Source organism: Clostridiales bacterium (assembly GCA_018333995.1).
GTDB lineage: Bacteria > Actinomycetota > Coriobacteriia > Anaerosomatales > SLCP01 > JAGXSG01.
This window is the reverse complement of sequence record JAGXSG010000017.1, coordinates 25,936-52,642: the sequence shown is the minus strand read 5'-3', so window position 1 is coordinate 52,642 and position 26,707 is coordinate 25,936. Positions and strand designations below refer to the sequence as shown.

The 26,707-nt window shown below is 62.1% G+C and carries 31 protein-coding genes and 1 tRNA gene; 5 read left to right on the top strand and 27 right to left on the bottom strand.

Annotation, left to right across the window (positions count from 1 at the left end; all coding sequences use genetic code 11):
- The 4 genes from KGZ40_05740 to KGZ40_05725 form a co-directional block, all read right to left on the bottom strand.
- The coding region (locus KGZ40_05740; protein MBS3957011.1) for an ABC transporter substrate-binding protein at positions 1 to 407 on the bottom strand (407 nt) is incomplete at its 3' end.
- Positions 408 to 427: 20 nt separating this feature from the next.
- Positions 428 to 1,630, bottom strand: a complete 1,203-nt coding sequence (locus KGZ40_05735; protein MBS3957010.1) for an ABC transporter substrate-binding protein — start codon at positions 1,628 to 1,630, stop codon at positions 428 to 430.
- A gap of 54 nt (positions 1,631 to 1,684) precedes the next feature.
- Positions 1,685 to 2,101, bottom strand: coding sequence for an amino acid-binding protein (locus tag KGZ40_05730; protein ID MBS3957009.1), 417 nt, complete (start codon positions 2,099 to 2,101; stop codon positions 1,685 to 1,687).
- A gap of 247 nt (positions 2,102 to 2,348) precedes the next feature.
- A complete protein-coding gene (locus tag KGZ40_05725; protein MBS3957008.1) occupies positions 2,349 to 3,515 on the bottom strand; it encodes a C40 family peptidase in 1,167 nt (388 codons plus the stop codon).
- A 133-nt stretch (positions 3,516 to 3,648) separates the two neighbouring features.
- Between KGZ40_05725 and KGZ40_05720 the strand changes: the two genes are divergently transcribed.
- Positions 3,649 to 4,710, top strand: coding sequence for a septal ring lytic transglycosylase RlpA family protein (locus KGZ40_05720; GenBank protein MBS3957007.1), 1,062 nt, complete (start codon positions 3,649 to 3,651; stop codon positions 4,708 to 4,710).
- 50 nt (positions 4,711 to 4,760) lie between these two features.
- Here KGZ40_05720 and KGZ40_05715 read toward each other — a convergent pair whose 3' ends face one another.
- From KGZ40_05715 to KGZ40_05655, 13 genes are all read right to left on the bottom strand, one after another.
- Positions 4,761 to 5,276, bottom strand: a complete 516-nt coding sequence (locus tag KGZ40_05715) for an adenine phosphoribosyltransferase (GenBank protein MBS3957006.1) — start codon at positions 5,274 to 5,276, stop codon at positions 4,761 to 4,763.
- A gap of 45 nt (positions 5,277 to 5,321) precedes the next feature.
- On the bottom strand, positions 5,322 to 5,870 hold the full coding sequence (gene hpt / locus KGZ40_05710) for a hypoxanthine phosphoribosyltransferase (GenBank protein ID MBS3957005.1): 549 nt from the start codon (positions 5,868 to 5,870) through the stop codon (positions 5,322 to 5,324).
- Positions 5,867 to 6,310 carry a hypothetical protein gene (locus KGZ40_05705; protein ID MBS3957004.1) on the bottom strand — a complete coding sequence of 148 codons (444 nt, stop codon included), beginning with the start codon at positions 6,308 to 6,310 and terminating at the stop codon, positions 5,867 to 5,869. Before KGZ40_05705 ends, hpt begins: the two co-directional genes overlap by 4 nt.
- A gap of 6 nt (positions 6,311 to 6,316) precedes the next feature.
- Positions 6,317 to 7,003: a MerR family transcriptional regulator gene (locus KGZ40_05700; protein MBS3957003.1), complete on the bottom strand. Its 687-nt coding sequence runs from the start codon at positions 7,001 to 7,003 to the stop codon at positions 6,317 to 6,319.
- A gap of 14 nt (positions 7,004 to 7,017) precedes the next feature.
- Positions 7,018 to 7,485: an FHA domain-containing protein gene (locus KGZ40_05695; protein MBS3957002.1), complete on the bottom strand. Its 468-nt coding sequence runs from the start codon at positions 7,483 to 7,485 to the stop codon at positions 7,018 to 7,020.
- Between the two features lie 45 nt (positions 7,486 to 7,530).
- Positions 7,531 to 7,785, bottom strand: coding sequence for a hypothetical protein (locus KGZ40_05690; protein MBS3957001.1), 255 nt, complete (start codon positions 7,783 to 7,785; stop codon positions 7,531 to 7,533).
- 24 nt (positions 7,786 to 7,809) lie between these two features.
- Positions 7,810 to 8,124, bottom strand: coding sequence for a hypothetical protein (locus KGZ40_05685; GenBank protein ID MBS3957000.1), 315 nt, complete (start codon positions 8,122 to 8,124; stop codon positions 7,810 to 7,812).
- A gap of 169 nt (positions 8,125 to 8,293) precedes the next feature.
- The gene (locus KGZ40_05680) at positions 8,294 to 9,091 is read right to left on the bottom strand and encodes a lipoate--protein ligase family protein (GenBank protein ID MBS3956999.1); all 798 of its coding nucleotides are present in this window, start codon (positions 9,089 to 9,091) and stop codon (positions 8,294 to 8,296) included.
- A gap of 12 nt (positions 9,092 to 9,103) precedes the next feature.
- Positions 9,104 to 10,543 (bottom strand): aminomethyl-transferring glycine dehydrogenase subunit GcvPB, encoded by a 1,440-nt coding sequence (gene gcvPB, locus KGZ40_05675; protein MBS3956998.1) that lies wholly within the window; start codon positions 10,541 to 10,543, stop codon positions 9,104 to 9,106.
- A gap of 56 nt (positions 10,544 to 10,599) precedes the next feature.
- Positions 10,600 to 11,943: an aminomethyl-transferring glycine dehydrogenase subunit GcvPA gene (gcvPA, locus tag KGZ40_05670; protein ID MBS3956997.1), complete on the bottom strand. Its 1,344-nt coding sequence runs from the start codon at positions 11,941 to 11,943 to the stop codon at positions 10,600 to 10,602.
- Positions 11,944 to 11,950: 7 nt separating this feature from the next.
- On the bottom strand, positions 11,951 to 12,334 hold the full coding sequence (gene gcvH / locus KGZ40_05665) for a glycine cleavage system protein GcvH (protein MBS3956996.1): 384 nt from the start codon (positions 12,332 to 12,334) through the stop codon (positions 11,951 to 11,953).
- Between the two features lie 23 nt (positions 12,335 to 12,357).
- On the bottom strand, positions 12,358 to 13,491 hold the full coding sequence (gene gcvT, locus KGZ40_05660) for a glycine cleavage system aminomethyltransferase GcvT (protein ID MBS3956995.1): 1,134 nt from the start codon (positions 13,489 to 13,491) through the stop codon (positions 12,358 to 12,360).
- A gap of 24 nt (positions 13,492 to 13,515) precedes the next feature.
- Complete coding sequence (locus KGZ40_05655; protein ID MBS3956994.1) at positions 13,516 to 14,748, bottom strand: D-alanyl-D-alanine carboxypeptidase; 1,233 nt, start codon at positions 14,746 to 14,748, stop codon at positions 13,516 to 13,518.
- A gap of 94 nt (positions 14,749 to 14,842) precedes the next feature.
- Here KGZ40_05655 and KGZ40_05650 point away from each other — a divergent pair, with 94 nt between their 5' ends.
- Positions 14,843 to 15,181: a prepilin-type N-terminal cleavage/methylation domain-containing protein gene (locus KGZ40_05650; protein ID MBS3956993.1), complete on the top strand. Its 339-nt coding sequence runs from the start codon at positions 14,843 to 14,845 to the stop codon at positions 15,179 to 15,181.
- 33 nt (positions 15,182 to 15,214) lie between these two features.
- Positions 15,215 to 16,015, top strand: a complete 801-nt coding sequence (locus KGZ40_05645) for a hypothetical protein (protein MBS3956992.1) — start codon at positions 15,215 to 15,217, stop codon at positions 16,013 to 16,015.
- Positions 16,016 to 16,055: 40 nt separating this feature from the next.
- Here KGZ40_05645 and KGZ40_05640 read toward each other — a convergent pair whose 3' ends face one another.
- The 10 genes from KGZ40_05640 to KGZ40_05595 form a co-directional block, all read right to left on the bottom strand.
- Entirely contained in the window at positions 16,056 to 16,490 is a 435-nt protein-coding gene (locus KGZ40_05640; protein MBS3956991.1) for an ACT domain-containing protein, read from the bottom strand.
- A gap of 16 nt (positions 16,491 to 16,506) precedes the next feature.
- Positions 16,507 to 17,799 carry a phenylacetate--CoA ligase gene (locus KGZ40_05635; protein MBS3956990.1) on the bottom strand — a complete coding sequence of 431 codons (1,293 nt, stop codon included), beginning with the start codon at positions 17,797 to 17,799 and terminating at the stop codon, positions 16,507 to 16,509.
- A 45-nt stretch (positions 17,800 to 17,844) separates the two neighbouring features.
- Positions 17,845 to 19,836, bottom strand: a complete 1,992-nt coding sequence (locus tag KGZ40_05630) for a VanW family protein (protein MBS3956989.1) — start codon at positions 19,834 to 19,836, stop codon at positions 17,845 to 17,847.
- Complete coding sequence (locus KGZ40_05625) at positions 19,836 to 20,621, bottom strand: DUF881 domain-containing protein (GenBank protein MBS3956988.1); 786 nt, start codon at positions 20,619 to 20,621, stop codon at positions 19,836 to 19,838. Before KGZ40_05625 ends, KGZ40_05630 begins: the two co-directional genes overlap by 1 nt.
- Positions 20,621 to 20,965 carry a small basic family protein gene (locus KGZ40_05620; GenBank protein ID MBS3956987.1) on the bottom strand — a complete coding sequence of 115 codons (345 nt, stop codon included), beginning with the start codon at positions 20,963 to 20,965 and terminating at the stop codon, positions 20,621 to 20,623. The genes KGZ40_05625 and KGZ40_05620 overlap by 1 nt, the downstream gene beginning before the upstream one ends.
- A gap of 1 nt (position 20,966) precedes the next feature.
- The gene (locus KGZ40_05615; protein MBS3956986.1) at positions 20,967 to 21,698 is read right to left on the bottom strand and encodes a DUF881 domain-containing protein; all 732 of its coding nucleotides are present in this window, start codon (positions 21,696 to 21,698) and stop codon (positions 20,967 to 20,969) included.
- Positions 21,699 to 21,796: 98 nt separating this feature from the next.
- Positions 21,797 to 24,292: an NTP transferase domain-containing protein gene (locus KGZ40_05610; protein MBS3956985.1), complete on the bottom strand. Its 2,496-nt coding sequence runs from the start codon at positions 24,290 to 24,292 to the stop codon at positions 21,797 to 21,799.
- Positions 24,293 to 24,327: 35 nt separating this feature from the next.
- Positions 24,328 to 24,942: a CDP-alcohol phosphatidyltransferase family protein gene (locus KGZ40_05605; GenBank protein ID MBS3956984.1), complete on the bottom strand. Its 615-nt coding sequence runs from the start codon at positions 24,940 to 24,942 to the stop codon at positions 24,328 to 24,330.
- A gap of 275 nt (positions 24,943 to 25,217) precedes the next feature.
- A tRNA-Pro gene (locus KGZ40_05600) sits at positions 25,218 to 25,294 on the bottom strand.
- 114 nt (positions 25,295 to 25,408) lie between these two features.
- Positions 25,409 to 25,696: a hypothetical protein gene (locus tag KGZ40_05595; protein ID MBS3956983.1), complete on the bottom strand. Its 288-nt coding sequence runs from the start codon at positions 25,694 to 25,696 to the stop codon at positions 25,409 to 25,411.
- Between the two features lie 331 nt (positions 25,697 to 26,027).
- Between KGZ40_05595 and KGZ40_05590 the strand changes: the two genes are divergently transcribed.
- Both KGZ40_05590 and KGZ40_05585 read left to right on the top strand, forming a co-directional pair.
- A complete protein-coding gene (locus tag KGZ40_05590) occupies positions 26,028 to 26,255 on the top strand; it encodes an AbrB/MazE/SpoVT family DNA-binding domain-containing protein (GenBank protein MBS3956982.1) in 228 nt (75 codons plus the stop codon).
- A gap of 9 nt (positions 26,256 to 26,264) precedes the next feature.
- Positions 26,265 to 26,675, top strand: a complete 411-nt coding sequence (locus KGZ40_05585; GenBank protein ID MBS3956981.1) for a type II toxin-antitoxin system death-on-curing family toxin — start codon at positions 26,265 to 26,267, stop codon at positions 26,673 to 26,675.
- The last annotated feature ends 32 nt before the right edge of the window (positions 26,676 to 26,707 follow it).

The following is a 26,707-nucleotide window of genomic DNA, read 5'->3' as shown; positions in this document are numbered from 1 at the left end:
CCCCCGCCGATAACCGCGAGAACGTCTTCTTGCTCGATGAGGCGGGTGGTCGCGGCCACGGCCTTTGCCTCGTCGCTCGCGTCATCTTCGAACACCACCTCAACCAGACGGCCGTTGACGCCACCCTCGCCGTTGATGCGCTCGACCTCGACTTCTATCGCTTGCCTCGCGGGAATCCCAAGCCCGGAAAGGGATCCGGAAAGCGAGAGCACGGCGCCGATCTTGACTGGCTCGCCAGCCGCAGCGCCGTTTGCGGCATCTTCTCCGGCACGATCGCCGGCCCTTTGTCCGCACCCGGCAAGCAGCGCGACCGCCGCTGCCATCGACACCAACATGACCGTCAGCATCAACCGCGCGACGCGCGCTCTTGCGCCCTCGCTCATCCCGATCACCCCGATCAGACTCACCGATGTCCTCTCACGCCGCACTACTCGGCGAGTGTCCACGCACCGTCCTTGATCTGATACATCACAAGGTTTTCCTCGGACATACCATTGTGGTCAGTCGGCGAGAATGTGAACGTGCCGCCGATTCCCACAAAACCATCCGTCGCCTCGATCTCGTCGCGAAGATCGGATGCCGAGAAGCCCTCTGGCAGACGCTTCATAGCCTCGACGATAAGATGGAGGGCATCGTACGCGTGACCGGCGAACGTGTCAGGCGCCTTCCCGAAGCGCTCGGTGTAGCGCTCTATGAAATCGGTCGCTACCTCATATTCTGGGGTTCCTTCACCGTATGCCTCCGGAACGAGCACCTTCCCGGCCGCGAAGCGAAATCCCTCCGCGGCCGCTCCCGCACCGTCGATGAACTCTACACGGGCGTTGCCATGACTTCCGAAGAGCGGAATCTCAAAACCGAGCGTGGCCATGTTCTTGGCAACGGTCGCCGCCTCTGCGCCGGCGTTCCAGAGCACGACCGCCTCTGCATCGCTTCCCATGATCTTGGTGAGTTGACTCGTCATGTCCTTATCACCGGGATTAAACGTCTCCTCGGCGACGATCTCTATCGAGGTCTGCCCGAGCGCTTCCTTCATGACAGCGACTCCGTCTTGGGCAAATCCCCCCGCGTCCGCAATGACAGCGATCCGCGAGATTCCCTGATCCTCGATGTAGCGCAGCGTGAACGGCACCACTATGCTGTTCGACCACGGTGTCTGGAAGACGTACGGATGGAACTCGGCGGTGATCACGGTCCCGCCTGCCACAGACACCTGTGGTATGCGTGCGCGATCTATCTCGCTGCGCATCGCCATCGTCGCACCGGTGCCTGTCGCGCCGATTACGGCGATGATCTCCTCGCGTTCGATCAGCCGCGATGTGGCCGCGACCGCTGTCTCCGCGTCACTTGCGTCGTCTTCGATCAGCACCTCAATCGGGCGGCCATTCACTCCACCAGCCGCGTTGATGCGCTCGACCTCCATCAGGATCGTGTTGCGCTCTGGCTCTCCCAAACCCGCAAGAGTGCCGCTCAACGACAACACCGCCCCAATGCGGTAGGGTTCCCCGACCGCTGCACCCTCATCTGCCGGCCTAGTGTCAGGCGCCTGAGGAGCGCAACCAACCACCGGCACGATGGCGATTGCGACGACCAGCGCGACCAGCAGTGCGATACGTCCGTTCGCTCCTGCCATGTGTCCTCGCCTCCCTTACGCTTTCGCTCCCACGGCACGCCCGTCGCGCGCCGATCAGGACCCCGATATCTCCTCTTGCCCGACGAGCCGCACGGGCTTGTCAGAAAGGAGCCGCATCGCCCGCTCTACATCGGCGACGTTGAGAACTACGTATGTCGCAACGAGCGAGTAGACATACTCGATGTTGACGCCCGCGTCTGCCACGATCTTCAGCACGCCCGCCAGGCCACCTGGCTGATCCGGCAGGTCGATGCAGATGACATCGCTCGCTTTGACGGTGAATCCGGCTTGCTTCAGAAGCGTGGCGGCCTCGTCGGGCTTGTCTACCACGAGACGCAGTATTCCATAGTCCGCGGTGTCTGATACCGCAAATCCACGAATGTTGATATCTGCCGAGCCGAGCAACGCGGTGACCTCACTGACACGACCAGCCTTGTTCTCTATGAAGACCGATAGCTGACGCACCTTCACTGAAGCCACTCTCCTCCCGTACCACGCGCCGCCGCATCAAAATCGAGCACCCTCGGGCCGGGTCCCGCCGCGAACGGATTATTCCAGCCCTCTATCACGTCGCAGCGCATCGCTCGGCAAAATAACGCAGGAAGATGCTGGTGCAACGATTCCAGGGATAATACCACACGGCATCGCCCAGACGGCGTGTTCCGGCAACGACGTGCGTAGTGGTGGATGCGCGTCGCTCAACCTATCCGCTCAGGAACTACGGCCTCGTCGCCCCAACATAGTCCCCGCGCCGCTCGATGCGGCTGGTCAACGAATCAACCCGCACCGGTTGACCTCTTCTCGGCGCATGGAGATAGTCTCCCCCGCCCACGTAGATGCCTACATGGTGGACCTGGTCCGGATCTCCGCCGAACCCAAAGAATACGAGGTCACCTGGGAGGAGAAGATCGACTCGATCCGGCGGGATATAAGCGCCGACTCTGAACTGCTGACGGCTCGTACGAGGCAGCGACACGCCGATCTGCCGGAAGACGTACTGGACGAGCCCCGAGCAATCAAAGCCCGCGGGCGTTGATCCGCCCCAGACGTACGGGACGCCGAGGTAACCCATCCCAATCTGGACCGCGGCTGGATTACCAGGGCCGAGGGCCGCCGAGTCAAAGACGCGGTCATTGGCAACGGCTGTCCGCCGCGATCCACCTCCGGCACTACCTGCCGCAAGTTCAGCCGCGCGCCGCGCGGCATCGATCGCGGATTGCCGGGCCCGCTCCTCCGCCTCTCGCCTCAGACGCTCCTCCTCGGCTGCCACGAGCGCGGCGATCTCCGAATTCACTCCCGCAAGGTACGCTTCTTCGCGATCGAGAGCCGCTTCGACCTCAGCGAGTTTCGACGCGGCTTGAGCGCGCAACACCTGCTGTTCTTCACCCCTGCGTGTCAGGGCAGCCTCGGCCTCAATGACCCGGTCACGCGCGTGTTGCACGTTGACAACGAGAGCCGCATCGCTCTCCCCGATTCGCCGCAGCCACTCAACTCGCGTGATGAAGTCGGTGAAGGAATGTGTCTCGAGCAACACCTGGAATATGTGAACTGAGCCGTTCCGGTAGATCGAATCGACCCGGCCCTCAAGACGCGCTTGAGCATCGGACAACTGACGCTCAGCGGACTCGAGAGCGCGCCTGGCCTCGGCAATATCGAGACGGGTCTGCTCGAGCGCGACGTTGATCTGCGCGTACTCCTCGCCTCGCAACTCAACGAGTGCGGCAAGCTCTTCGATCTGTGCTTGAACGGCGCGCGCCTCTTCACGCTTCGCCTCAATCTCCGGTGTTACCGGAGTGGCGAAGGCGCTAGTCGCGCCAAACGATAACAACAGCGCAAGCGTCACGCGCGCCGCGCACAACCATCGTCTGCCGTCTACGATCCGCACATGTCCTCCTGCTAAGTCGGATTCAACGGTCGAGGCCACGGCGTCGCGCATGCAACACCACGTAGACATTACTCATGATATCATATCGTCTCTGCTACATCCGCTCATGAATCGAGTCGACGAGAGGCTGCGCATGCGCCGTATCGTGACGGTCATGATCATTCTCGCCGCGATCGTTCTTTGCGGTTCCGCGGCGATCACCCCCACGTACGCCCAACCGTCGGCAGCCGCCACACAGTCCGCCGCTCCCACCCTCGACCAAGCGACCGCACGCGCCCTAGAGCTCGAACAGACGATCGAGGAGTACCGGGCCGAGTCGATAGCCATCGAGCAACGGCTCGCTGTAGTCAACATCCGGATCATCAAGCAGCAAGACACGCTCGCCGCAGCGCGTGAAGCTCTTGAGAGCGCGCGCGGCGTCTACCGTGACCGCGTGATCGACATATACAAGTCTCAGATACACAATCCGCTCTCCATGATACTAAATGCCGAGACGATGGGAGATCTCTACGCGCGCATCGCCCTGCTCACCCGTATCGTGATGCGTGACCAGAGCGTACTAGAGGCCGCGACGATAGCCGCCGCGGCGGCTGAGTTCCACGCCAACTACCTTGACGACCTGAAAGCTCAGGATCTCGCGCTCCGCCAAGTCCGCGCGAAGGGACTTAGTGAGCTCACCGCCGCGCTCGAGGAGCAACGCGGACTGATTGCACGATTAACCGAGGAATCACGCCAGCTCCTGCAGGTGAGAAGGACGGCCAACGCAAAGACGCGCAGGGAGTGGCTCGAATCATCGATCCCTCTTGACGATCCGATCCGCAAAGTACCCGGCGTCGTAGAGCCGTACACCGATCGAGTGTACTTGGTCTCCGAGCACCATCCCAGACGGTATCGCTCGCTCGGCCGTACCGAACTGGCCTTCTGCTCATGGTACGGCAATGAGTTCCACGGACGGCTCAGCGCATCCGGGCAGATCTACAATCAGAACGACTTCACCGCTGCATCGCGCACGCTACCGTTCGGTACCCGTCTGGCTCTCACGCGCGGTGAGCGGCGCATCGTGGTCGTCATCACCGACAGAGGCCCGTTCATCGCGGGACGAGACCTCGACCTGTCGAGGGCCGCGGCTGAAGCGCTGGGGTTCTCGGGGCTGGCGACGGTCCACGTCGAGTATGTGGAGCCCATCGAGCCGTAGCGGCACTCACTCGATCACTTTCGCCTGCTCGGTTCGCGTCGGGCGAAACTCTACCGCACGTGAATGAGTGAGACGATCTTCGCGCCCTCCAGCTTGCTTCGCCCAGCGAGAAAATCGAGCTCAATGAGGAATGCGTACCCCGCCACGAAAGCGCCGGTGCTCGCCGCTAATTTGCCCTTTGCAGCCGCGGTGCCGCCTGTAGCGAGCACATCATCAACGATCAGCACCACATCGTCAGGCCCGATTGCGTCCAGATGCATCTCGAGCGAGTCCATGCCGTATTCAAGGGCATACTCGGCCTTAGTTGTTTGCCACGGCAGCTTTCCCGGCTTGCGGGCCGGAACAAATCCTGCGCCCAGCTTGTATGCGAGAGCGCCGCCAAATATGAATCCCCGAGCCTCCGCGCCCAGGACCTTGGTCACACCTACGTCCGAGAACTCATCGGCAATCGTGTCGATTGCCTGCCGAAACCCGTCTGGGCTCGCAAGTAGCGGGGTGATGTCTTTGAACACGATCCCCTCTTTGGGGAAATCGCGGATGTCTCGGATGTAGGTCTCAAGATTCATTACGCCTCCAAGTGTGATGGTACGAAGAGTCAGGATACGCCATCGTCAAGGTGCAAGCACGTCCTCGCGTACGGTGCCCACGTACGGAAGATTGCGAAGGCGTCCGTTCAGATCAAGGCCGTAGCCCACAAGGAACCTGTCTGGGACCGAAAATCCCTTGCGCGTTATGGGAAGATCGACAATGCGCCGAACATCTTTGTCGAGCAGTGTGCACACTTCGACGGTCGCGGGCGCTCTTTGGCGCAAGACGCCCAGTACATAGTTGAGCGTGAGGCCGGTATCGATGATGTCCTCGACCACGATGACGGACGCGCCCGAGATGGAGTCGTCGAGGTCTTTAGTTATCCGCACCGCACCGCCGCGCCCGCCGACATACGTGCTCACCGCCATGAAGTCGAGGCGCACCGGGGCGTCGATCGCGCGGCACAGGTCAGCCGTGAAGAAGGTACCGCCACGCAGAAGGGTGATGAGACGCACGTCGGCACCGCGATACTCCTCGGCGATCGCCGATCCGAGTTCTGCGACCCGTGACGCGATGGCCTGAGGTGAGATCAGAATCCTCTCGACGACCTCCTCACCACAGTACCCGCTCACGGTCGCTCACCGCTCTCCTCCGCCGGCCCTCCGGCCTCTAGACCGCCGCCGTCTGAGAACGGGCGCTCCGCCACCGCGACGCCAAAGCGCTGAAGCAAACGGCGGAAGTCTTTCTGGTAGAAGATCTTGATATTGACATCGGGATACAGCTCTTTCAGGCGGCGAACCTTTCGATTCTTCTTCGTGACCAACTTCTGACTCATCGTAGTGAGCTCGATGTAGAGATCGAAGTCCGGCAGGTAGAAGTCGGGGGTGAACGATGCGATCACCTCGCCGTCGCTGTCCCACTCGATCGGAAAGCTGGTCGGCTCGTACTCCCATCTGATCCGGTAGAAATCGAGAATCTCCGCGGCAACCCGTTCGCTGGGGTGCGCGAACTCTAGTGGGGACGATTTGCCGCTTCCGGCGGCGGAGGTACCGTGTGCTGTCTGGCCGGACATGCTCTCCTACACGACGTCCTCGAACACACGGGCGAGCGCCCGGCGCAACAGATGATTCTTCAAGTCGTGCGTCAAACCGGTCAACTCGCCGAGCGTTTCAACGAGCCTCTGGCGAGTTTCTGGGGTGCGGTGCCTGAACGCCGGCTTAAGAGCCTGCGAGAAAAACGCGGCCTCTCGCTCAGCGAACGTCTCGTACATGCGAAGGTGACGCGGTTCGATGCCGTAGCGGCGCAGATCCCAAGCGGCGTGAGCGATCCTTCGATCAACCGGAGCGATCTCCTCGCCTTGATCGCCACGCACGATGACGACCAAGCCGTACTCGGCCAACTCCCGGATGAACGACTCGGGAATGCCGAGAGCCGAGTGTGCTTCGGCGACGAGGACCGGTGGTTCGTCGACGAAGGGCAAGGTCGCCGGATCGGGGACGGCCGAGGTTTCTTCAAGCTCCGCTGGAATCTTTCCGCGATCGTACTCCGAGAGCTTCTCTCGAATGACCGCCAGCGGCAGGAAGTGCTCCTTTTGCAGTCGCAAGATGATCTCAACCCGTGCGAGATCCTTCTCAGTGAACTTGCGGTATCCCCCTTGAGTGCGTTCGGGAGCGACCAGGCCTTCTTCTTCAAGAAACCGTACCTTCGAGATCGAAAGATCAGGGTAGGCAGGCGAGAGCGTCTCGACGACCTCTCCTATTGTCATGTACTCACGCGACCTCACGGTGTCGTGTCTCCCGCGCCGTGGATGAACGCCATCTGGAATCTGCCAATCTGAACGATATCACCGCTGGCGAGAATGGCCTTGTCAGCCCTGACTCCGTTGACGTAGGTGCCGTTAAGCGACCCCGTGTCTTCGATTGTCACCCCGGCCGAACCGTACTCAAGCACCGCATGGGACCGAGAGACGGTCACGTCGTTTAAGAAGATGTCGCACAATGGGTCGCGCCCGATAGAAAGACGGGCCCGGTCTATGGTAAACCGCTCGCCCGTCTCCGCGCCTTTGCGCACGAGGAGCATGGGCGTCTCGCCCGTGGTCGCGACCGATGGTGACCCGCTTGCGGAAATCGAGTCGGCGAGGGAAACCGGCTTGAAGGACTCGGTCGCACCCTGCCGGGCACCGCATCGTGTGCACTTTGAAGACACGCTGTGGCCGATGTCCTCTCCGCAGACTGGGCACGTGTTCATAACACCGTTCCTCTCTAAAGATCTCGCGCCCTTCACTCAAGCCGTCTAGAAGTCAAGCTCTCTGCGCTTGAACGAAGCCGCGATCTGGCTCTCGAGCGCGCCTATGATCTCAGGGTTCTCCAGCACCTTCGCAAGCTTCTCCTCACTCAGGCGGTTCTTCACATATGGGTCTTTGAAAACCTCACTAAGCGAGCGCCCATTCTGCACTTCTTTGATCACGTAGTCGACCACGCGCTCTTCAATCGCGTCTGATGCGATATCGTCCATGAACTTCTGAATTTTGTCAGACAGTGCGGACATGATTCTCCTTAGGTAGAGCGGACACTACGCACCTTCGTCGGCTTCGTGATCCGAGTCGCCCGCGGCCACGTCTGTGTTTGACACGCCGCGCAGGTCCCGCGCGAGGATATCGATCAGCCGCTCGACATCCCGGCCCGAGATGACGTCCTCCCCTGACTCATGTTGAGCCTGCAGCCGCTGCACCAACTCGGCTCGAAGGATATCGATCTTGCCGTGCAGAACTCTCCTCCGGTACGAGATGCGCTGTTCCTCATCCCGAAGTCCGTTGAGGATCGCGCGCAACTCGTCGTTGGACTTGTGCTCCAAATCGAGAAGTGCCTCGTCGTATTCGTGTCCCACGCGCGCACCCCCTTGTCTGAGATGACCCGGTATCAACCGGCGCGTCGATTGTATCAGACCGGACATTCAACCGACCTCTACCTACACTATACCCCGAGGCAGTGACATGCGACCGGGAACCTGCGCCCCGTCCTTGAGGATGTGGACGCCGAAAACCCCTCGTCCCCCGTCATCTCGGCGCCGCGCCACTCAGGCGAACAGCCGTTTCTCCTTCAAACACTCGTGCGAGCGCACGCTCCGCATCACTCAAGCGCCCTGATTCGAACTCTACCCCAAGGCCAGCCGTAAACCCCGCGATCACCGCGTCAGTGATCGCCGAGTACTCCGGACACTGCGCGAGACAAGCCGATATCGTCGTGGCGGCACCAGCCAGGCTTGCGCGCTCGCGGTCGTCAAGTGCGAAAACCGCCGCCTCTCGATCGATATCTCGCGTGCGGGTGAAAGAGCCGTGCTGCAGCACCGAGTCACCCTTCCACACCTGAGCGCTTCCGGAAAGCTTACGTGAGCCAACCGAGAGATCGGCCGCGGTAGCGTGCAAGTAGCACGCGTTTGAACGCACGGACGCCGTGGCCCGCTCGTTCACCTCGGCCCTTACGCCGAGGATGCTAAACGCGGCTGACACCCCAGCACACAGGTACCCATAGCTCGCTCGCACCCCGCGCGGAACCCCGTCGCGGACACCGGCAATTACGGCGTACGTAATCTCATCGTCGTGCAGCACTCCCCTGCCTCCGGTGGCCCTCCTCACCACGCTGACACCGTGCTCGCGGCACGCGCGCTCGTCGACAGCGCTCTCGGACTGAAACGCGCCGAGTGTCACCGTGGGTCCGTTCCAGCGATAGACGCGCAAAGTCGGAGGGACGTCACCTCGCGCATGCATGATGTGGATCGCGCGGTCGACAGCCATGTTCCACGCGCCCGGCGCCCGATCGTCGACGATCAGGCGCCATGCCCGCGCCGTCGACACCGTGACACCACCCTACCCCTCGTCAGGAAACCAGCGCAGCACCGGCTCCCGCGCGGCGCGCGCCTCGTCGACCCGGCGCACCGGCGTCGTATAGGGAGCGCCCCGTACGAGTTCAGGGTCGTGCGCCGCCTCGCGGTCGATTGCGATGAGCGCCTCAGCGAATGCCTCGAGCGCCGCCATCGACTCAGTTTCGGTGGGCTCGATCATCAGCGCTTCTTCGACGATGAGCGGGAAGTAGACGGTGGGGGGATGGAATCCGTAGTCGAGCAGGCGTTTGGCGATGTCCACCGTCCGTACACCATGCGTTCGCTTCTGACGGGAGCCCGACAGCACGAACTCGTGCATGCAGGTGCGGTCGTAAGGGGCTTCATACACCGAGTCGAGCAACTTCTTGAGGTAGTTCGCCGAGATCACGGCCTGCTCGCTCACTTCGCGCAGTCCATGCCCTCCGAGTGCGCGAACATATGTGTACGCCCTTACGAGCACTCCAACGTTGCCGAGGAACGAACGGACCCTGCCGATCGACGCCTCGGGGTTAACGAGCCCGTACGAACCGTCGTCTAGGCGCACGGGCAGAGGACCGGGAAGGTAGCGAGCGAGTTCTCGCGTCACACACACCGGCCCCGCCCCTGGGCCGCCACCACCGTGCGGCGTCGAGAACGTCTTGTGAACATTGATGTGCAGCGCGTCAAAACCCTGATCACCCGGACGGGTCACTCCCATGATTGCGTTGAGATTCGCTCCGTCGCAGTACGCGAACGCCCCGGCCGAGTGGACCATCTGCGTGATCTCGGCAATCTGCGGCTCGAACAGACCAAGTGTGTTGGGGTTAGTGAGCATGAACGCCGCCACACTAGGGTCGAGTGCGTCACGCAGCGCGTCGAGGTCGACGATGCCGTGTACGCCGCTCGGGATTGTGACGGTCTTGTACCCGCACATTGAGACCGTTGCGGGATTGGTTCCGTGGGCGGTATCGGGTATGAGCACCGTCGTGCGTGGGTGGCCGTTGGCTGTGTGGGCGGCCCTGAAGCACATCAACGCAGCGAGCTCACCGTGAGCTCCTGCCGAGGGCTGCAGGGAAACCGCGGGCAATCCGGAGATCTCTCCAAACGCCTCCTGCAAACAGACGAGCAGCTCCAAAACCCCCTGAACGGAGGCGATGGGCTGATACGGGTGCAGCCCAGTGAAACCCTCAAGACGAGCGGCGTCCTCGTTCGCGCGCGGGTTGTACTTCATCGTGCAGCTTCCAAGCGGATACGGCCCTGAGTCAACTCCGAAGTTCATCTCCGCAAGGTGCGCGTAGTGCCGCATGATCTCAACCTCGGCGACGTGAGGCAGTCGGGGCAAAGCGGTGCGATCCATGCCCGACAATGCCTCATGAAGATCGATCACCGGCACGTCTAGCACCGGACCGAGAACGCACGCCGACTCAGGTGCGCCAAGCTCGAAGATACTCTCCCGAGGCCCGCGCGCGGGTGCGATGGACGGCGTATGTTCACTCCGTGGGATCACGATGCGGCAACCTCGCCAACGAATGCGTCAATCTCATCCCGAGTCCGCTTCTCCGTGACAGCGAACATGACGAGCCCCTCCGTATCGACTGGCGCCCCTGCGGGCCACTCGGAATCCAACTCTGAGATGATCACTCCGGCGACATATCCGCGCTTGAACAAAGCATCGTGCATAGCCAGCGCGTCGCCGTGATAGCGAACCACGAACTCGTTGGCAAACGGCGAGTCCCACGGAGCAGAAAAGACGTTCGTCTCGAGCAGCCGGTCGCGCAGGTAGTGCGCTTTCGCTACACACGCGCCCGCGATCTCCGCAAGCCCAGTGGCGCCGACCGCCGCCAAATACGCGCCCGCGGCGAGTGCGTTGAGCGCGTGGTTGCTACAGATGTTGCTCGTCGCCTTCTCGCGGCGTATGTGCTGTTCGCGTGTTGACAGCGTAAGAACGTACGCGAGTGCCCCGTCGGCGTCGAGTGTCTTGCCCACCAGGCGGCCGGGCATCTGCCGCACGTGCGCCTCGCGGCACGAGAACATGCCAAGCCCAGGTCCGCCAAACGACATCGTGTTTCCCAGCGTTTGGCCCTCGGCCACGACGATGTCAGCCCCCATGCGGCCGGGCGGCTCGAGTACCCCGAGAAGCACGGGATTGACCGCCACCACAAGCAGCGCTCCTGCCGCGTGAGCAGCGTCAGCCAGCCGCCTCACATCCCAAAGACGCCCGAAGAAATCCGGGGACTGCACGAGCAGCGCCGCGCTCTGACCTGACGCGAGGAGGGCCGGTGCTTCATCGTGGCCCGCAGTCGCGACTTCAAGATGTCCAGCGTCAGCGTAAGTCGCGAGCACCCGCTGCCACTCTGGGTGCACCGAGTCGACACAGATCACCTGCGATCGCCTGGTCAGCCGGCACGCCATGAGAGCGGCTTCGACAAAGGCGGTAGCCCCGTCGTACATGCTCGCGTTCGCCACTTCCATACCGGTGAGCTCGCACGTCATTGTCTGGTACTCGAAGATCGCCTGCAGTGTCCCCTGGGAGACTTCCGGTTGATACGGGGTGTATGCCGTGAAGAACTCGGGGCGCCGAACCACGTGGTCAACGACGCTCGGCGTGTAATGGTCGTAGCAGCCGGCGCCAGCGAAACTCACCATCGAACCAGCGGGAATGTTGGCGGCGGCGAGCCGTCGCACATGCGCCATCAGCTCGATCTCGCCCATTCCTTCGGGGATGTCGAGAGGACGATTCAGACGGACGGACTCAGGCACGTCCGAAAACAGCTCCTCTGCGGATGCGACGCCAAGAACGCGCAGCATCTCCGCTCGCTGCTCGCAGGTGACCGGAGTGTGTCGCATGTTTCGCTTACGCTTCCTCGGTGATGAACGCCTCGTACTCCTCGGCAGACATCAACACGTCGAGCTGCGCCGGATCGCTCAGCTCGATTTTGATCATCCAGCCGTCACCATATGGATCCTCGTTGATCGTCTCAGGTGCGCCGGAAAGGGCATCGTTTACCGCGGCGACTTCGCCGTCAAGCGGCGAATAGAGCTCGGAGACCGACTTGACAGATTCGATCTCACCAAAGGTCTCACCTGCCAAAACCTGGTCTCCTTCAGACGGCAGGTCGACGTAGACGACTTCGCCGAGCTGGTCTTGCGCAAAGTGAGTGATGCCGATGATCGCGACACCGTCCTCTACCCGGACCCACTCGTGCTCCTTGTCGTACTTCAGGTCGTTTGGATACATGACCCTGTGGCTCCTCTCGAATGTCACGGCAACGATAACGATGTGTGCTTGACGAACGGCGGCCGCACCACGACCGCCCCGACGACTCTGCCCCGGATCGCCACCTCAACCTCTGTACCGGGATTACCGTGACTGACCGGCAGGTATGCGGTCGCTATTCCTGTCGCCAGTGTCGGCGAGTACGTACCGCTTGCCACCTTACCCACCTCGACGCCACTGCGCAACACACCGTAGCCAGGACGCGGAATCCCTCCGTTTACCACGAGGCCTACGAGCTTACGGGAAGGCCCTTCGGCGCGGATGCGATCGATGGCCTCCTTTCCGATGAAGCGCTCCTTCTTTCTTCCGACAGTCCATCCGAGCCCTGCCGAGATCGGGTCCACGCCGCGATCCATGTCGCTCCCGTAGAGGTGGTATCCCATCTCGAGCCGAAGCACATCCCGCGCCCCCAGCCCGCACGGAGTCACTTCGGGAAACGATAGAAGCACCCTCCATAGCGCGGCGGCGTGCGACGCGTGGCAGACGATCTCGACACCGTCTTCTCCCGTGTAGCCAGTCCTTGCCACCAGCACGGGGAGTGATTCCAGCCGCGCTTCGGCAATGTGGAAGCGCGGCGGCAGCTCGAATCCGTCGCTGGCCACCTGCGCAAGCACATCAAGGGCGCGGGGGCCCTGAAGTGCGATCAGTCCCGTCCGGTCCGACTCATCCGCGATCTCCACCATGCCTTCGCGGGCCTGGCCATCCCCGCCATGCTTCGCGTCACGGTGCGATACGAGCCAGTCGTAGACGGTCTTGCGATTCGCCGCGTTTGCGATGATCAAGTATTCAAGATCACCTGTGTGATACACGATCACGTCGTCGATGATTCCCCCATCTTCATCGCACACGAGCGTGTATTGCGCGGCGCCAAGCGCCGATATCGCGCTAAGGTCGTTGGTCAGTAGCTCTGACAGCAGGTCAAAGGCGTCAAAACCGAACACGCGGAACTGCGCCATATGGCACACGTCAAACACGCCTGCACAAGAACGCACCGCACCGTGTTCCTCGATGATTCCTGAGTACTGGACGGGCATCGAAAAGCCCGCGAACTGCGCCATTCGCGCGCCGAGCGCGATGTGCTCCTCATAAAGCGGCGTACGGAGCGTCTCGGTGGACATCGCATCCTCCTGGTAGTGAAATGGTCACGGTACCGGCACTTGTGCTTCCGGCGGCGAACCGAACACGCTCCTCCAGATGCGTACGGCAGCCACATGGACCCTCGTCAGCGGCGAGGGACGGTTCACACTATCCTCAGAGACAAGCGGGATTTGGGCGATCAGCCGCTCGCCCTGAACAAACGAGAGTGTGCCGACGCGGTCCCCTGTATGTACCGGCGGTTCAAGTGATGGCCGAAGCGTTACTCGGCGAACGACCGGGCCGCCGATGTCTAACACGCGAACCGCCACAGGGGCACCCACAAGCGCACTGACACTCACGTCCAGATAGCCAGACACCGGGACTCTGCCGATAAGCTCCCCCGGCTCGGCAAGGCGCTCTTCACGATAGCGAGCGAAGCCCCACTCGAGCAACAGCCCCGCCTCTTGAAAGCGATCGGTCTCACTGTCCGTGCCAAGGACGACGGCGAAGAGCTCTTCTCCGCCCCTTTCGGCAGATGCCGCCAGGCAAAAGCCGGCACGGCTCGTCCAGCCGGTCTTGACCCCAGTAGCGCCCTCTACGGTCCCTAGCAGCAGATTGGAGTTTTCGAGCTCCGTCGGCCCACCGACTGCGTCGATGGTTAGCGAGCTCAGCTGAACCATTCGGCGGATCTCGGCGTCGCGCATCGCGAACCGTGCAAGGGTCGCGAGATCATACGCGCTCGAGTAGTGGCCTTCGGCATCGAGTCCGTGGACGTTGGCAAACAAGGTGTCAGCGAGGCCGAGTTCAGCGGCTCGGACGTTCATCAGCTCGACGAAGGAGCCCACATCACCCGCGACGTGTTCGGCGAGCGCGACAGCGGCATCGTTGCCCGAGCGGACCAGCATCGCCTCGAGCAGCGTGCGAACAGGATACGTCTGCCCGTCACGCAAGCGTGCGGATGCCTCGCGCACACTCGCCGCCCGTGAAGATACCGTCACGAGCTCGTCGAGCGACGTGCGCTCCCTGACAACGAGCGCCGTCATCACTTTCGTGATGCTCGCCATCGCCCGCCGCTCATCGGCATTTCGAGCCCACAGGGTGCGACCGGACGCGGTGACGAGCACACCGGCGGCCGCGGTGACTGACGGAGCAAATGCCGCTTGTTGATGTGGCGCCTCAGCGGCGGATCGATCGCCGATGCGGTCGGAGGTGCGCACCTCCGCATGAGCGTGCGAAGGCATCACGAGAGCGACGGCGAGCAGGATCACCTGCGACAATCGCGCGAGCCTAGTCACCATCCGATTCCTCATAATCCTGGTGCGCGCCTTCGCACCGTGTGCGACAATGATCATGTCAGTGAACCACACCGTATTCTTGGGCACCAGGAGTCACATGAGTGTGTCACGGCATCGTGATGGGGGATTTTCATTCGTAGAGCTCATGACGATCATCGTTATCGTCGGGGTACTTGTAGGCATAGCCATCGCCACCTACACGGCGTCGATCGAACGAGCGGGCGCAGTCGCGTGCGAGAACAACCGGCGCTTCATCGAGCGGGTCTCACTTGCCGAGTACCGGATCGACCACGGCACGTCTCCCAGCACGCTAGACGACCTCGCACCATACGCTGTCAACTGGAACGCGGTCCGGGCATGCCCGACCGGAGACGAGTATCTCCTGTTCCTGGACGCAGGAGGACAACACGTTGTCTGCCCGAAGCATGGCAGGTGAAAGCAGGATGATCGCTACCGGGAGGAGAACGTGATGCCGTACGCTCGCTTCGAGAAGCTCGTCGTAGCGGTAGGTTTCGCTGCGATCGCGGGCAGCATACTCCTCTCGCTGCGCGGCCCAATCGTACTCGAAGAGATAGTTGCGCAGCTCCTCCTTCTCGGCGTCTTGATCGCAGCGGCCCACTGGGGGCGCAACGGCGGCTTCATCGCCGCCCTCGCGGCGTCACTGATCTACATCGTGATACGAATCCCCCTTGTCATCGAGAGCGAAGGGCTCACGGGAGATCTCGCGGCCTTGCTGGCCACGCGTATCCTCTCGTACGGACTCGTAGGCATCGTAGGCGGCGAACTTTGTTCCCGGCTCAAGTACCTCTTTGCGCGTCTCGAACGCTCTTCGAGCGTCGACGAGTGGAGCCAGGTCTACAACCAGCACTTCATCACCCGCGCCGTCGAGAGCGCCCTCGGCCATTTCGACCGGTATCACGCTCCATTCTCGGTAATTGCCATCGAGGTGGCGCCCGCGTTGACCGCTGAGCTTAGGCCCTCTCGCCACCGAATGCTCGTCAGAGGAATAGCGAACCATATCCGAAACGACATCCGTCTCGTAGATGAGGTCGGTCGACTCGAAGACGGCAGGTACCTCGTCGTACTCCCCCACACTCCCCACGAAGGCGCACTGGTTGCCGCCGAGCGAATCGCCGCCGGCATAGCGGACGTCCTGGGCGCGAAGACCGAATCCGTGTCCACACATGTACTCAGCGTACCCGAGGACCGGACGGAAGTTTCGCGCCTCATCGAACTCCTGCAAGTGCCCGCGCGCGACCCCGGCGCCTGACAAAGTTCAACGCCGCCGCGGCCGCGTATCCGCGGAATGTCTAGTCGGCGTCCGGTTCGTAGAGATCAGACGGGCTCAGTACCCGGTAACCAGCGACCTCCAGAACAGCCCTAGCGCCTTCGTCATCGATCTTCAATACGTCGATTGCCGCAGCGGCACCCGGCTCTACAAAACAGTACGCGTACTCCACGTTCATCCCAGCGGCCCCGAGTGTCTCGAGCACGTCGGCCAGCCCACCGGGATCATCTGGAATCTCAACAGCGAAAACACCGGTGACCTGCACCGAGAAGCCGCGCGTCTCGAGCGCTACTTTTCCATCGTGAGGACGGTCGCAGATGATGCGCACCACGCCGAATTGCTCGGTATCGGCGACCATGAGCGCCCGCATGTTAACCCGGGCGTCGCCAAGCGCCCTGCACGCCTCGGCAAGACGCCCTGGACGGTTCTCAAGAAACACCGACAGCTGTTCGATCATGGCCGGACTCCCCCAATCATTCGTCGCGAAGGTCGATGACCCGGCGTGCCTTGCCCTCGCTTCTCTCAATCGAGCGCGGCTCTACGAGCTTGACCGCGATCGAGACAGCGAGCGCGGATTGTATCTCTCCGCATACCTTTCGCCGCATCTCTTCAAGTTCTTTGATCTCATCGAACAAAACGTCCTGCGCGACCTCGACGTGCACCTCGACCGTGTCCATCGACCCACGCTTACCGAGTACAACCTGATAATGGGGAGCCACACCCGGGATTGCGGCAAGAACCTGCTCGATCTGGCTCGGGAACACGTTGACACCGCGAATGATGAGCATGTCATCCGTTCGTCCCGAGACGCGCTCCATGCGCCTGAACGTCCTGCCGCACGCACACTCTCCCGGGATGATTCGTGAGATATCGCGCGTCCGGTACCGCACGACAGGGATCCCCTCTTTCGTGAGTGTCGTGAATACCACCTCTCCGTACTCACCGTCAGCAACCGGCGCCAGGGTCTCAGGATCGACGATCTCGATGAGGAAGTGGTCCTCGTTTACGTGAAGACCGTGTTGTTCCGAGCATTCGCTCGCGACTCCAGGCCCCAGAACCTCTGACAGGCCGTATATGTCTGTGGCGATGATACCGAGACGTTCTTGGATCTGGGTGCGCATGCTCTCGCTCCATGGCTCAGCGCCAAACACCCCCGCTCGAATCGGCAGCGAACGAATGTCGACGCCCATCTCCTCGGCCGTTTCCGCAAGCAGAAGCGAGTACGACGGGGTACACGCAAGCACGGTAGTGCCAAAGTCAACCAGCACTTGAACCTGCCGCCTCGTGTTGCCGCCAGAGATCGGGATGGTGAGCGCTCCAAGCCGCTCCGAACCGTAGTGTACGCCGAGCCCCCCGGTGAACAAGCCGTACCCGTACGCCACCTGCACAACATCATCGGGCGTGGCCCCTGCCGAGACAAACGTGCGGGCCATGAGATCCGCCCAGTTGTCGATGTCGGCACGGGTGTACCCTACCACGGTGATCTGACCGGTCGTCCCGGAGGACGCGTGCACGCGCACGATATCGCGCCTCGGAGCGGCAAACATCCCGTAGGGATAACACGAACGCATGTCGTCCTTCACGGTGAAAGGAACACGACCCACGTCATCAAGTGAGGCGACAACAGGCTCAATTCCAGCCTCATCAAATCTGGAGCGATACAGCGGGACATGAGCGTAGACGCGAGCGAGCACCGCGTTCAAGCGGTTGAGCTGCAGCGCCTCAAGCGCTTCCCGGGGCATCGACTCCCACTGTGGTTGGTACATCCCCTGAACCCTCCTCGTAACCGTCAGCGACAACCGTCACGTGCGCTATGGCGGTGCCGTGACCGTCCCCACCACCGACTGCTCGACTTTCGTGCCGACTCTAACCAGCTGTTGTTTGGGACGATACACCGACGTGAACGAATCCTGCCTGATGACATCGCCGTTTCTGGTGACCGTCCGCTTTACCACGATGCGGCGCCCATTGGTACCGGGATCCACAACGACGTTCGTTCCCAACGGCAAGTTTGGATCCTCGATCTTTTCGGTGGTATACGGCACGACATCCGTGAACGGCCCCGGTACCGCCTTGACAGTGTACTCGGGGTCCGTGCCGTACAAACTAACCGTAACCGACGAGTTGGTGAAGCTCGTGGCGATCAGCACCCAGTGTCCGGTATCGTTTTTGAACTTGAAATCGGGTCCACCCCAGGCAACCGCCGCATCCCGGCCGTTGGGATACGAACTGATGTAAAACGAGTGGTTCCTGCGCTCAACAACCGGAAGACCGGATTCGAACACGGTGTTAAAGATGGTGGTTGCCACCTGACAGATTCCACCGCCGAGCGAAGGAACGAGTCTCCCATTAATGATCGCAGGCGCCTCCTGATATCCGCGAGCGGCCGTGCGAGGCCCAATAGTCTCGTTCAACGAGAACGTCTCCCCAGGCCCCACGAGCGTGCCGTCCAACGCGCGCGCCAGGGTATGGATGTTGTTGACACGCGGACGGTTACTCGCCGCGTAGGTGGTCGTGAACGTCGCTATCCGTTCGCTTATGCCCATCGCCTGGGCTTCCTCAGTAGTCAACTCCGGTTCGATCCGGCTCATCTGAAGATCCGCCACCCGGTCAGACCCGGTCGTGAGCGCGCGCGTCAGCTCGACGGCGAGAGCTTCAACATCCGGGCCAGCACCGTACTCGGACGGGACGATCGTTACTGTGCCGCCACTTGTCTTGAAGCGGGCGTCTTTGGGCGCTCGCGCGGCCTTCCCGACTCGCTCGATGACCAGTTCCCTTGCCTTTTCTGGTGAGATGAATGCCTCGAGCACGACGCGATCGCTATCGAGCGGGACACCGCCTTCGCCGGGGTCTGCGGGTGCACCCTTCGCACCGGTGACCTCAGCCGATGTGGCGCTGGTGGCAGGTTGCGACGTGACGGGACGCGTCCTGAAATCGATCCACCCGGCGATCTCTTCGACCGAGAACTCCCAGGACTCCGTCGCGTGATTGACCACGGCCGGGCCAGCGAGTAGCGCGCGCGCGTCAGCCAACGCCTGCCGCGCGTCCTCGTCAGTCACCCGAACCGGCGTGAACTCAACTTGAACCTCAACGTCGCGATCGGCTGCTGAAAACGCGGCGAGTATCCCATCGCGAAGTGCTTCACGGCGCACGCTCACACCCAATACCGCCGACTCGAGACGCACCTCGGTACCCTCGATCACAAGCGAGGCGTCCTTGGGTTCGCGCTCGACAGTCCCGACCACGGTCTCGACAATTTCGGCAACCGCAGTAGCCTCAGCTGCGACGCGGACCGCAAGTATCTCTGGTGCGAACCACAGTCGCGCGCGCGTTCTCGCGCGGTCCGCCAACGACCCGGTTCTTCCGATCGACATAGCCTCCTCGACCATCGCCTCTGTCTCCAAAACGACTCCGAGACGACCGGGGTCTACATCCCACGAATACTCCTCATGGATCAAGGTGATGGGCTGCGTGACCCTCGGGCCAAACGACGTATCGATCTGCTCGGCCGCACGCTGAGGCGCCATCGCACCGAGTCTCACGTCGCCCACCCACACTCCGGGGTGAATGCGCCCGTGCGACGCGGCCACGTCTATCGCTACCGCGGCAAATAACAGAGCTGTGACCAGTCCGGTGAACACGACCGCGTATCTCGCCCACACCGGTTTGTCTTCAAAATACCGTGCGAGCCGGGATTTCAGTGTCTTGTCCTCACGACGCTGCGCACGAGCCGTCCGGCCCTGCTCAAGCAGAACACGACCGTCGATTTCGGCGGACTCGGCGTGTACATCGGTTTCGCTCACTACCTATCTCCTGACGTCCGCGCGTACGTGAAGGCGCTCTCGGGAGCCGCGGGAACCTCAATCTGCTCCGCTTGCTCCACGATGACACTGACTCCGGGGAACGTCACGAGGGTCGAGCGAAGCCCCCCGGGCAGTTCGAGCGCTTGAGCGAGGTTGCCCGGATCCCCAATAGCCCGCACCTCAAACTGCCGCGAAAACTCCGCGTCCCCCACACGAATGTCTCCGTCTGAGCCTGATATTCCGGTCGTCGCACAGATGCGCTTGCCGTTTAGCGCGATAGCCTCGGCGCCGCCAGCGCGAAGTTCATGGACGAGTCTGACGAAATCCTGAGGCAGAAGGACTCTATCGGGATCACCGATCTTGACCGTGATTCCGGGACCGGACGCGGCTTCGATTCCAGAGATGACACGAACTGCGCGCATCTCCTTCACGGCCTCGTTGAGTACGCGCGTGCGATCCTCGGCTTGTTGTCCAGACTCGATGAGGCGGAGCTGGAGCCGACCAATCTCGGAGCGCAGCGCGTTGTTCTCTCCGGTCAGCTCCTGGATGATGATCGCAAGATTCTGGTCCGATTGGCGCTCGAGCGACTTGGTGAATGTGGCCACTCCCCTCCACTGGGCGACAAGCAGAAATCCCACTAGCAGCAATCCCACCGCGAGGCTTGCCGTAAGCCGCGCCTCGTTGAATGAGCGGCTCACCGCTTTTTCGGACGCGTGAAGTGTACGGACAGACGCTTCCTTAAGGTTTGTAAGTTTCTCGCGCGACGGGAGGTGTTGCCCGCGCATCACTCCCACCCCCAGCGATGGAATATCAGGCGACGAACCGCGCCCAGGTTGTCAAACACCCTCATGCCAAAAGCGACCACGGCGGCGAGATACAACTCACGGACGCCGATCCGGTCACCTATGAACACGATGAACGCGGCCATGAGGGTGTTGGTGAGGAACCCCGACACAAAGACTTTGTCGTCAAACGTTCGCTCCAGACTCGCCCTGATGCCGCCAAGGCACGCGTCGATGGCCGCGAGGACTGCGACCCCGAGGTACGTCACGGATGCCAGTGGCACGCTCACGTTGGTGAGCAGTCCGAGCGTTACGCCGAGTGCAAGAGCGAGTGCGAGTGCGAGCATGCTACATCCCCCCGCCTACAGCCACGGCGTGTGCCGGACGCATCGAACCTCTGAACTCCGGGACTACGACTTCGGGACGGCGGATCACTGAGACCTCAAGCCCGAACTGCGTGCGGTATGTATCGAACAGCAGTATGGCGTGCGGATCGCCCTCGAGCGCGGCCTCAAGGGCATCGGCTTCCCCGATCGCCGAAATCACGTATGGGTTGCCGAGCCGGGTCGCGTTCACAAGAATCGTTGTGCCAGCGCAGCGGATGGGCGTGGTGGCGACCACGCGTTCGCCGTTCACGGAAACCGCTTCCGCACCCCCCACCATCAAGGCGTTTACCACCGCCGAGATATCGGTGTCGTGTATCAGATAGTCGTTGGGATCAGCCCCCTGTGGAACATCCTTGCTATCGGCGAGCGTGACCTCGATCCCGGGACCAGCGAGGGCAACAAGACCGGCGGCGAGTCTCACCCGATCGAACTCCTGAGTAAACGAGCGGTCCACGCCCGATTCCTCGGCGGCCTCCTGCTCACGCAGTGATATCTCAGTTCGCAGCTCAGAGAGACGCTCCTGGAGCTCGGCGCGCTCGACCTCCATCTCCCTCACCACGGCAACGAGGTCGCTCGAACGGCCCGCCGGACGGATCTCGGCGGCGCGAGTCGTGCTGTTAAACGCTATGGCGACGAGGAACCCCAGCACGGCGAATACCGCCACGAGTGCAGGGCGACGCGAGGACGACTGCATGTTTCCGCTCTCACACGACCTGGTGGACAAGACGCTGAGATTCATATTGTAGCAGGTAGGATGCCATGTCGGGGGACGACTGACGATTCGGTCTGTCTTTAGATCGCGTTCTCGACGATCTCCGTCCAACGCCGGATGATTGACTCAGCGGATGGCGCGCTCGATCCCTCGGCCCAGATGTAGACAAGCGGTTCGCGCGAGTGAGGGACCACGAGCGCCCAGCCATCGTCATACGCGATGCGAATCCCCTCGGAAACCTCGGTCCTACGCTCCGCCGCGATAGTGGAGACAATCCGCATGACCGTCCCTTTCCGGTGAGCGGGACAGGCTACGCGCACCTCCCGCGTGTGGAAGGGAGGCAATCCGTCAACAACGTCGTCAAGCGTGACACCGGCGCGTCCGAGCATGCACGCGATCATCCCTACTGACATGGCGGCGTCGTAGGCGGCTAGAAAGCGCCCGAACATGAATCCGCCGTCAGCCGCTCCCGCGAGTCCCGCCACACCTTCGTGCACGAGCGTGGCGAGAGAACGTCTCGTCATACCGGGACGAAGAACCTCGCGTCCGCACTTCTCGGCGATGTGGTCTATGACCACCGACGCGGTCAACGGTACCGCGACCGCTCCGCCATCGGTGTCGGTCCTGCACCACAGATCCACTACCGCGTGCAGGGCGGTCTGGCTGTCGAGCTCGCGTCCTGACGGGGTGATGAGCACCACTCGTTCGCCGGAGGGGTCGAAGCGGACTCCCAGGTCCGCACCGAACAGCTCGACCGCGTATCGCAAGCGACCCGCGTCTTCAACCTCAGCCCGCGACACCTGGGTCTTCTCGGCGTCAAGAAACGGGTTGAACGCGATCAGGTTGATGCCCCAGGATGCCGCCACCTGCGGCAGGACGAGCGAGGCGGTTCCGTGGTCGAGGTCGGCGATCACAGTCCGCCGGGGGCCGTCGGCCGGGACGCAGCCATCGACGGCACGCGCCATGCCAGCGGCGTAATACTCGAGTGACCGGGGCGGGTAGGCGATCTCCCCGACGTCTTCGAGAAACGCGCGCCGGAACTCTTTTCGATAGAAGAGGCGCTCCAGCTTTTTCTCTTCCCACTGGGCAATATCGAGTCCGTTCGCGTCAAAGAACTCGATACGCACCGATTGCGGATCTCCGGCGAGACTTGCGACGTGGATCCCCGCCACGCACCGGGTGTCGCGTGTGGTGAAGCGGGTGAGCGCGGGGGCCGCCGCGCGTAGATCACGCACGTGGCATGCTGCCGCGTTGAGCCCAGCGACCATTGCGCGCTTGAGCATCCGCGCGGCCCGGCTCCCATCACGGCTCACCACGACGTGCGACCCCTTGGGCAAGAGTGACCCGAACGCCTGCGCCGCCCATAGAGCGATTTCGGGCGTAATGTCAGCACCGATCACCCCGGTCACGCCGTTTTGACCAAACAGTCCGCGGGTGACGGTGCTCTCCCAGATGATCGATGTCGTCACGTCGGCGGCTGGTTCGATGCGCTTGAGCGGATACACGCTGACATGTGGCGCCACGCGCGCGCCTTGCCCAATGCTCGTCTCATCGCCAATGACCGAACCGATCTCAACGGCAGCGCCCGATCGCACGTCGACCTTGCGGCAGAGCACGGCTCCGCTCACCCTTGCCTGACGGCCGATGAAGCAGTCAGACCATACGATCGAACTCGTCACCTCGGCTTGTTCGCCGATGACGCAGTTGTCCCCTACAACAGTGTGATCCCTGAGGACGGCCCCGGCACGCAGTGTCACGTTCTGACCGATCACCACCTTGTCGCCGATAACCGCGTCGGGTTCGATTCGGGACCCTTCCCCGATCCAAACGCCTTCGCGAGCGCGCACCCCCGGTATGTATACTTTCGCCCTGCCGTCGAGTATGTCGCGGTGCGCCTGGACGTACGTGTCGAATGAGCCGACATCGCACCAGTAGCCATCGACCACACAACCGTACAGCGGGTATCCTGCAGCCATCAGCGCGGGAAAAAGGTCAGAGGAGAAGTCAAACGGCTCTCCCGCGGGCACGTGCGCGAGTACCTCGGGCTCAATCACGTAGATTCCGGTGTTGATCGTGTCCGAGAAGACCTGGCCCCACGACGGCTTCTCCAAGAATCGCTCGATCCGCCCGTCTTCGCCCGTGATGACCACTCCAAATTCGAGCGGATCGGCAACGCTCTTGAGCGCGATCGTGACAGCCGCGCCGCGAGCGTGGTGGAAAGCGATGACCTCGGTCAAGTCTATATCGGTAAGTGCGTCGCCCGAGATTACGATGAACGTACCGTCTCCCAGCAGGTGCTCGGCGTTCTTTACCGAGCCAGCCGTTCCGAGCGGTGTCTCCTCGCGCGCGTACTCGATGGACATGCCCCACTCTTCCCCGTTCCCGAAGTAGTCCTCAATCACGCGCGGCATAAACGCCAGCGTCGCGACGGTTTCGTAGATGCCGTGATGGCGGACGAGTCCGAGGATATGCTCCATCACAGGCTGGTTCACGATCGGGACCATCGGCTTGGGCTGCATGCTCGTGAGAGGGCGCAATCGCGTCCCCTCGCCTCCCGCCATCACTACCGCCTTCATCAAGCCCCGCCTCCTAACGATCATCGTGCCCAACACTACGCTGAACTCGCGGTCCTCTCCCGCACGATCGCCCGTGCCAGGACCGTATAGTGCGCCGCGCTCACCAGGGACAGGAAAAGCCCCACCCAAATGACCGGGGTGCCCAGGTAGATAGCCCGGTCCGCAACTACAAACTCCGGCCATCCGAGAATGAGCAGTGAGAACCCAGACAGCAGGACGGCTGTCGTCACCTTCCCGATGTAGGTGACTGGCATTCGCTCGCCAAAGCGCTCGAGGCGGTATGCCCCCCACAGAAGGTAGACGTCCCGCGCCACTAAGACCAAGACAAGCCACAGTGGCAACCGCCCGATCAGGTAGAGACCGAGCACGCCTGACGCGATGAGTAAGCGGTCAACAAGCGGGTCGATGACCTTACCGATCGCGGTCACGGTTCCGGTGCGCCTCGCGATCATGCCATCGATGAAGTCGGTGGACGCGGCCGCGGCGAAAAGCGCAAAGGCGAGCCAGTCAGAACGATCGGAAAGTAGAACCGAGAAGAAGAACGGAATAAGGAGCAGTCGCAACACCGTGACGATGTTTGCCACGGTCCAGACATCATGAAAGTGTTCCGGGGTCTCTCCCCGGTGCCGAGCATCCGGCCCTGTCGTCACCGCACCTCCCATGTGGATCCAGTCGACATGCCCGAAACGTATCCAACCAGCAAGCCGAACGGGAATACGCGTAGCCCGGGGCTCGTGAGCGTGGTGGTCAGTCCGTATATACCACTCATCGGGCTCCCAGAGTCACCTCGGACTCGCCGAGGTTCACCGAGGTTTACCGAAGTTCACCGCAGGCGGAGACCTCTACGAAGACAACAACAGGGCGGCCGCTTGGCCGCCCTGTTCTCCGTGCATGGCATGTCGGTTTGCATGCCCCGTCAAGTCTGTGGTCGGGCTGACAGGATTTGAACCTGCGACCCCTTGACCCCCAGTCAAGTGCGCTACCAAGCTGCGCCACAGCCCGTTACGTTGCTGACCTGGTACGATGCGGTTCTCGCTCCAGGACGAGCGGCGTGCTCCTGCCGCCTGGGACAGTATAGGGACGGTCCCGTCACTCTGTCCACCGCCAGCAGGTTGCCTATCGTATCACTCCTCGGCCAGGTGTACAGGTCGCGAGAAGCCTCCCAGAATTGGGCACACCATGTATCTCCACGGCGACCCCCACCCGCTTCAACTTCGCCATGAGCTCATGGTAGAACTCCGCGACACTTCGCGGTCGCAGATCCAGTTGCTCCTTCAAGCCGTCCGAAACCAGAATGCTGACCATGTGATCAACAAAATCGAAGTCCATCTGGAACGTCCGCCCCGCCAAGGGATCGGCCGACTCGTCAGCCCGCGTGAAGTCAGGTGAAGGGTGACGTGCCATTGGTGGTTCAACTCACGGAGCGCACGCCACCCGGCTCTTCCCCACGATCTGCATCCACATGTGTAACGTGGCTGCCGTGTCCTGCCACTCCGCGAACGGAAGTGCCGCCAAAGATCGGCACTCAGGTCATCGCCCGTTGTCATCGGGAAGCGCCCGAGCGCTCCTGCGCGTCGAGTGTTGCTTCTCTGCCAATCCTACACCGCTGCAGCTACCGCAGCGGGTGCGAAATGCTCGCGCTCCAGACCGCTTGTGCGCGTCACACGCAGTTAGTGGGCTCGAAGTAGCACATCTATGCTACACTTGTCATGACCCCTCACACACGGAGGACGCAATGAGCCAGGGAGTGAAGCTGCGCAAGGCCGGCGGATCGATCGCCGCCACCTTGCCCAAAGACATGGCCGACAGGCTCAAGCTTGCCGCCGGTGATACGGTGATCGCGATCGAGACCGAGCGCGGCATCCTGCTCACGCCCTACGATGCGGAGACTGAAGAAGCGCTTTCGATAGCCGCTGAAGTTGGGCGCACCTACCGCAACGCGCTGCGCGAGCTTGCCAAGTAGGCGTCCTTGATGCCCGTCAGCGAACCGAGATGGGTCGCCCGCGTCGTTGCCGACGCCATCCAGACCGACATGCTGCTCACCCACGGCGGGAAGCCGGGTCTGCGCGATGAGAACCTGCTCGAATCCGCGCTCGCGCGACCGAGACAGCTTTTCTCCTACACGGCTGGTGCGGACATCGCCACGCTTGCCGCAGCCTACGGTTACGGGCTTGCCCGCAACCACCCTTATAACGACGGCAACAAGCGTGTGGCGTTTGTCGTGATGGCGGTGTTCCTGGGGCTCAACGGACTCGAGTTCACTGCGAGCGAGGCCGACGTGGTCACAACCATCGTCGCACTCGCATCCGAGGAGATCGAGGAAGACGCATTGGCCGACTGGATCAGGCTACATACCGCCGAGCAGAGCAAAGAGTCCCGCTAAGGCATTTGGCATGAGCAGAAACGTATCCGGAA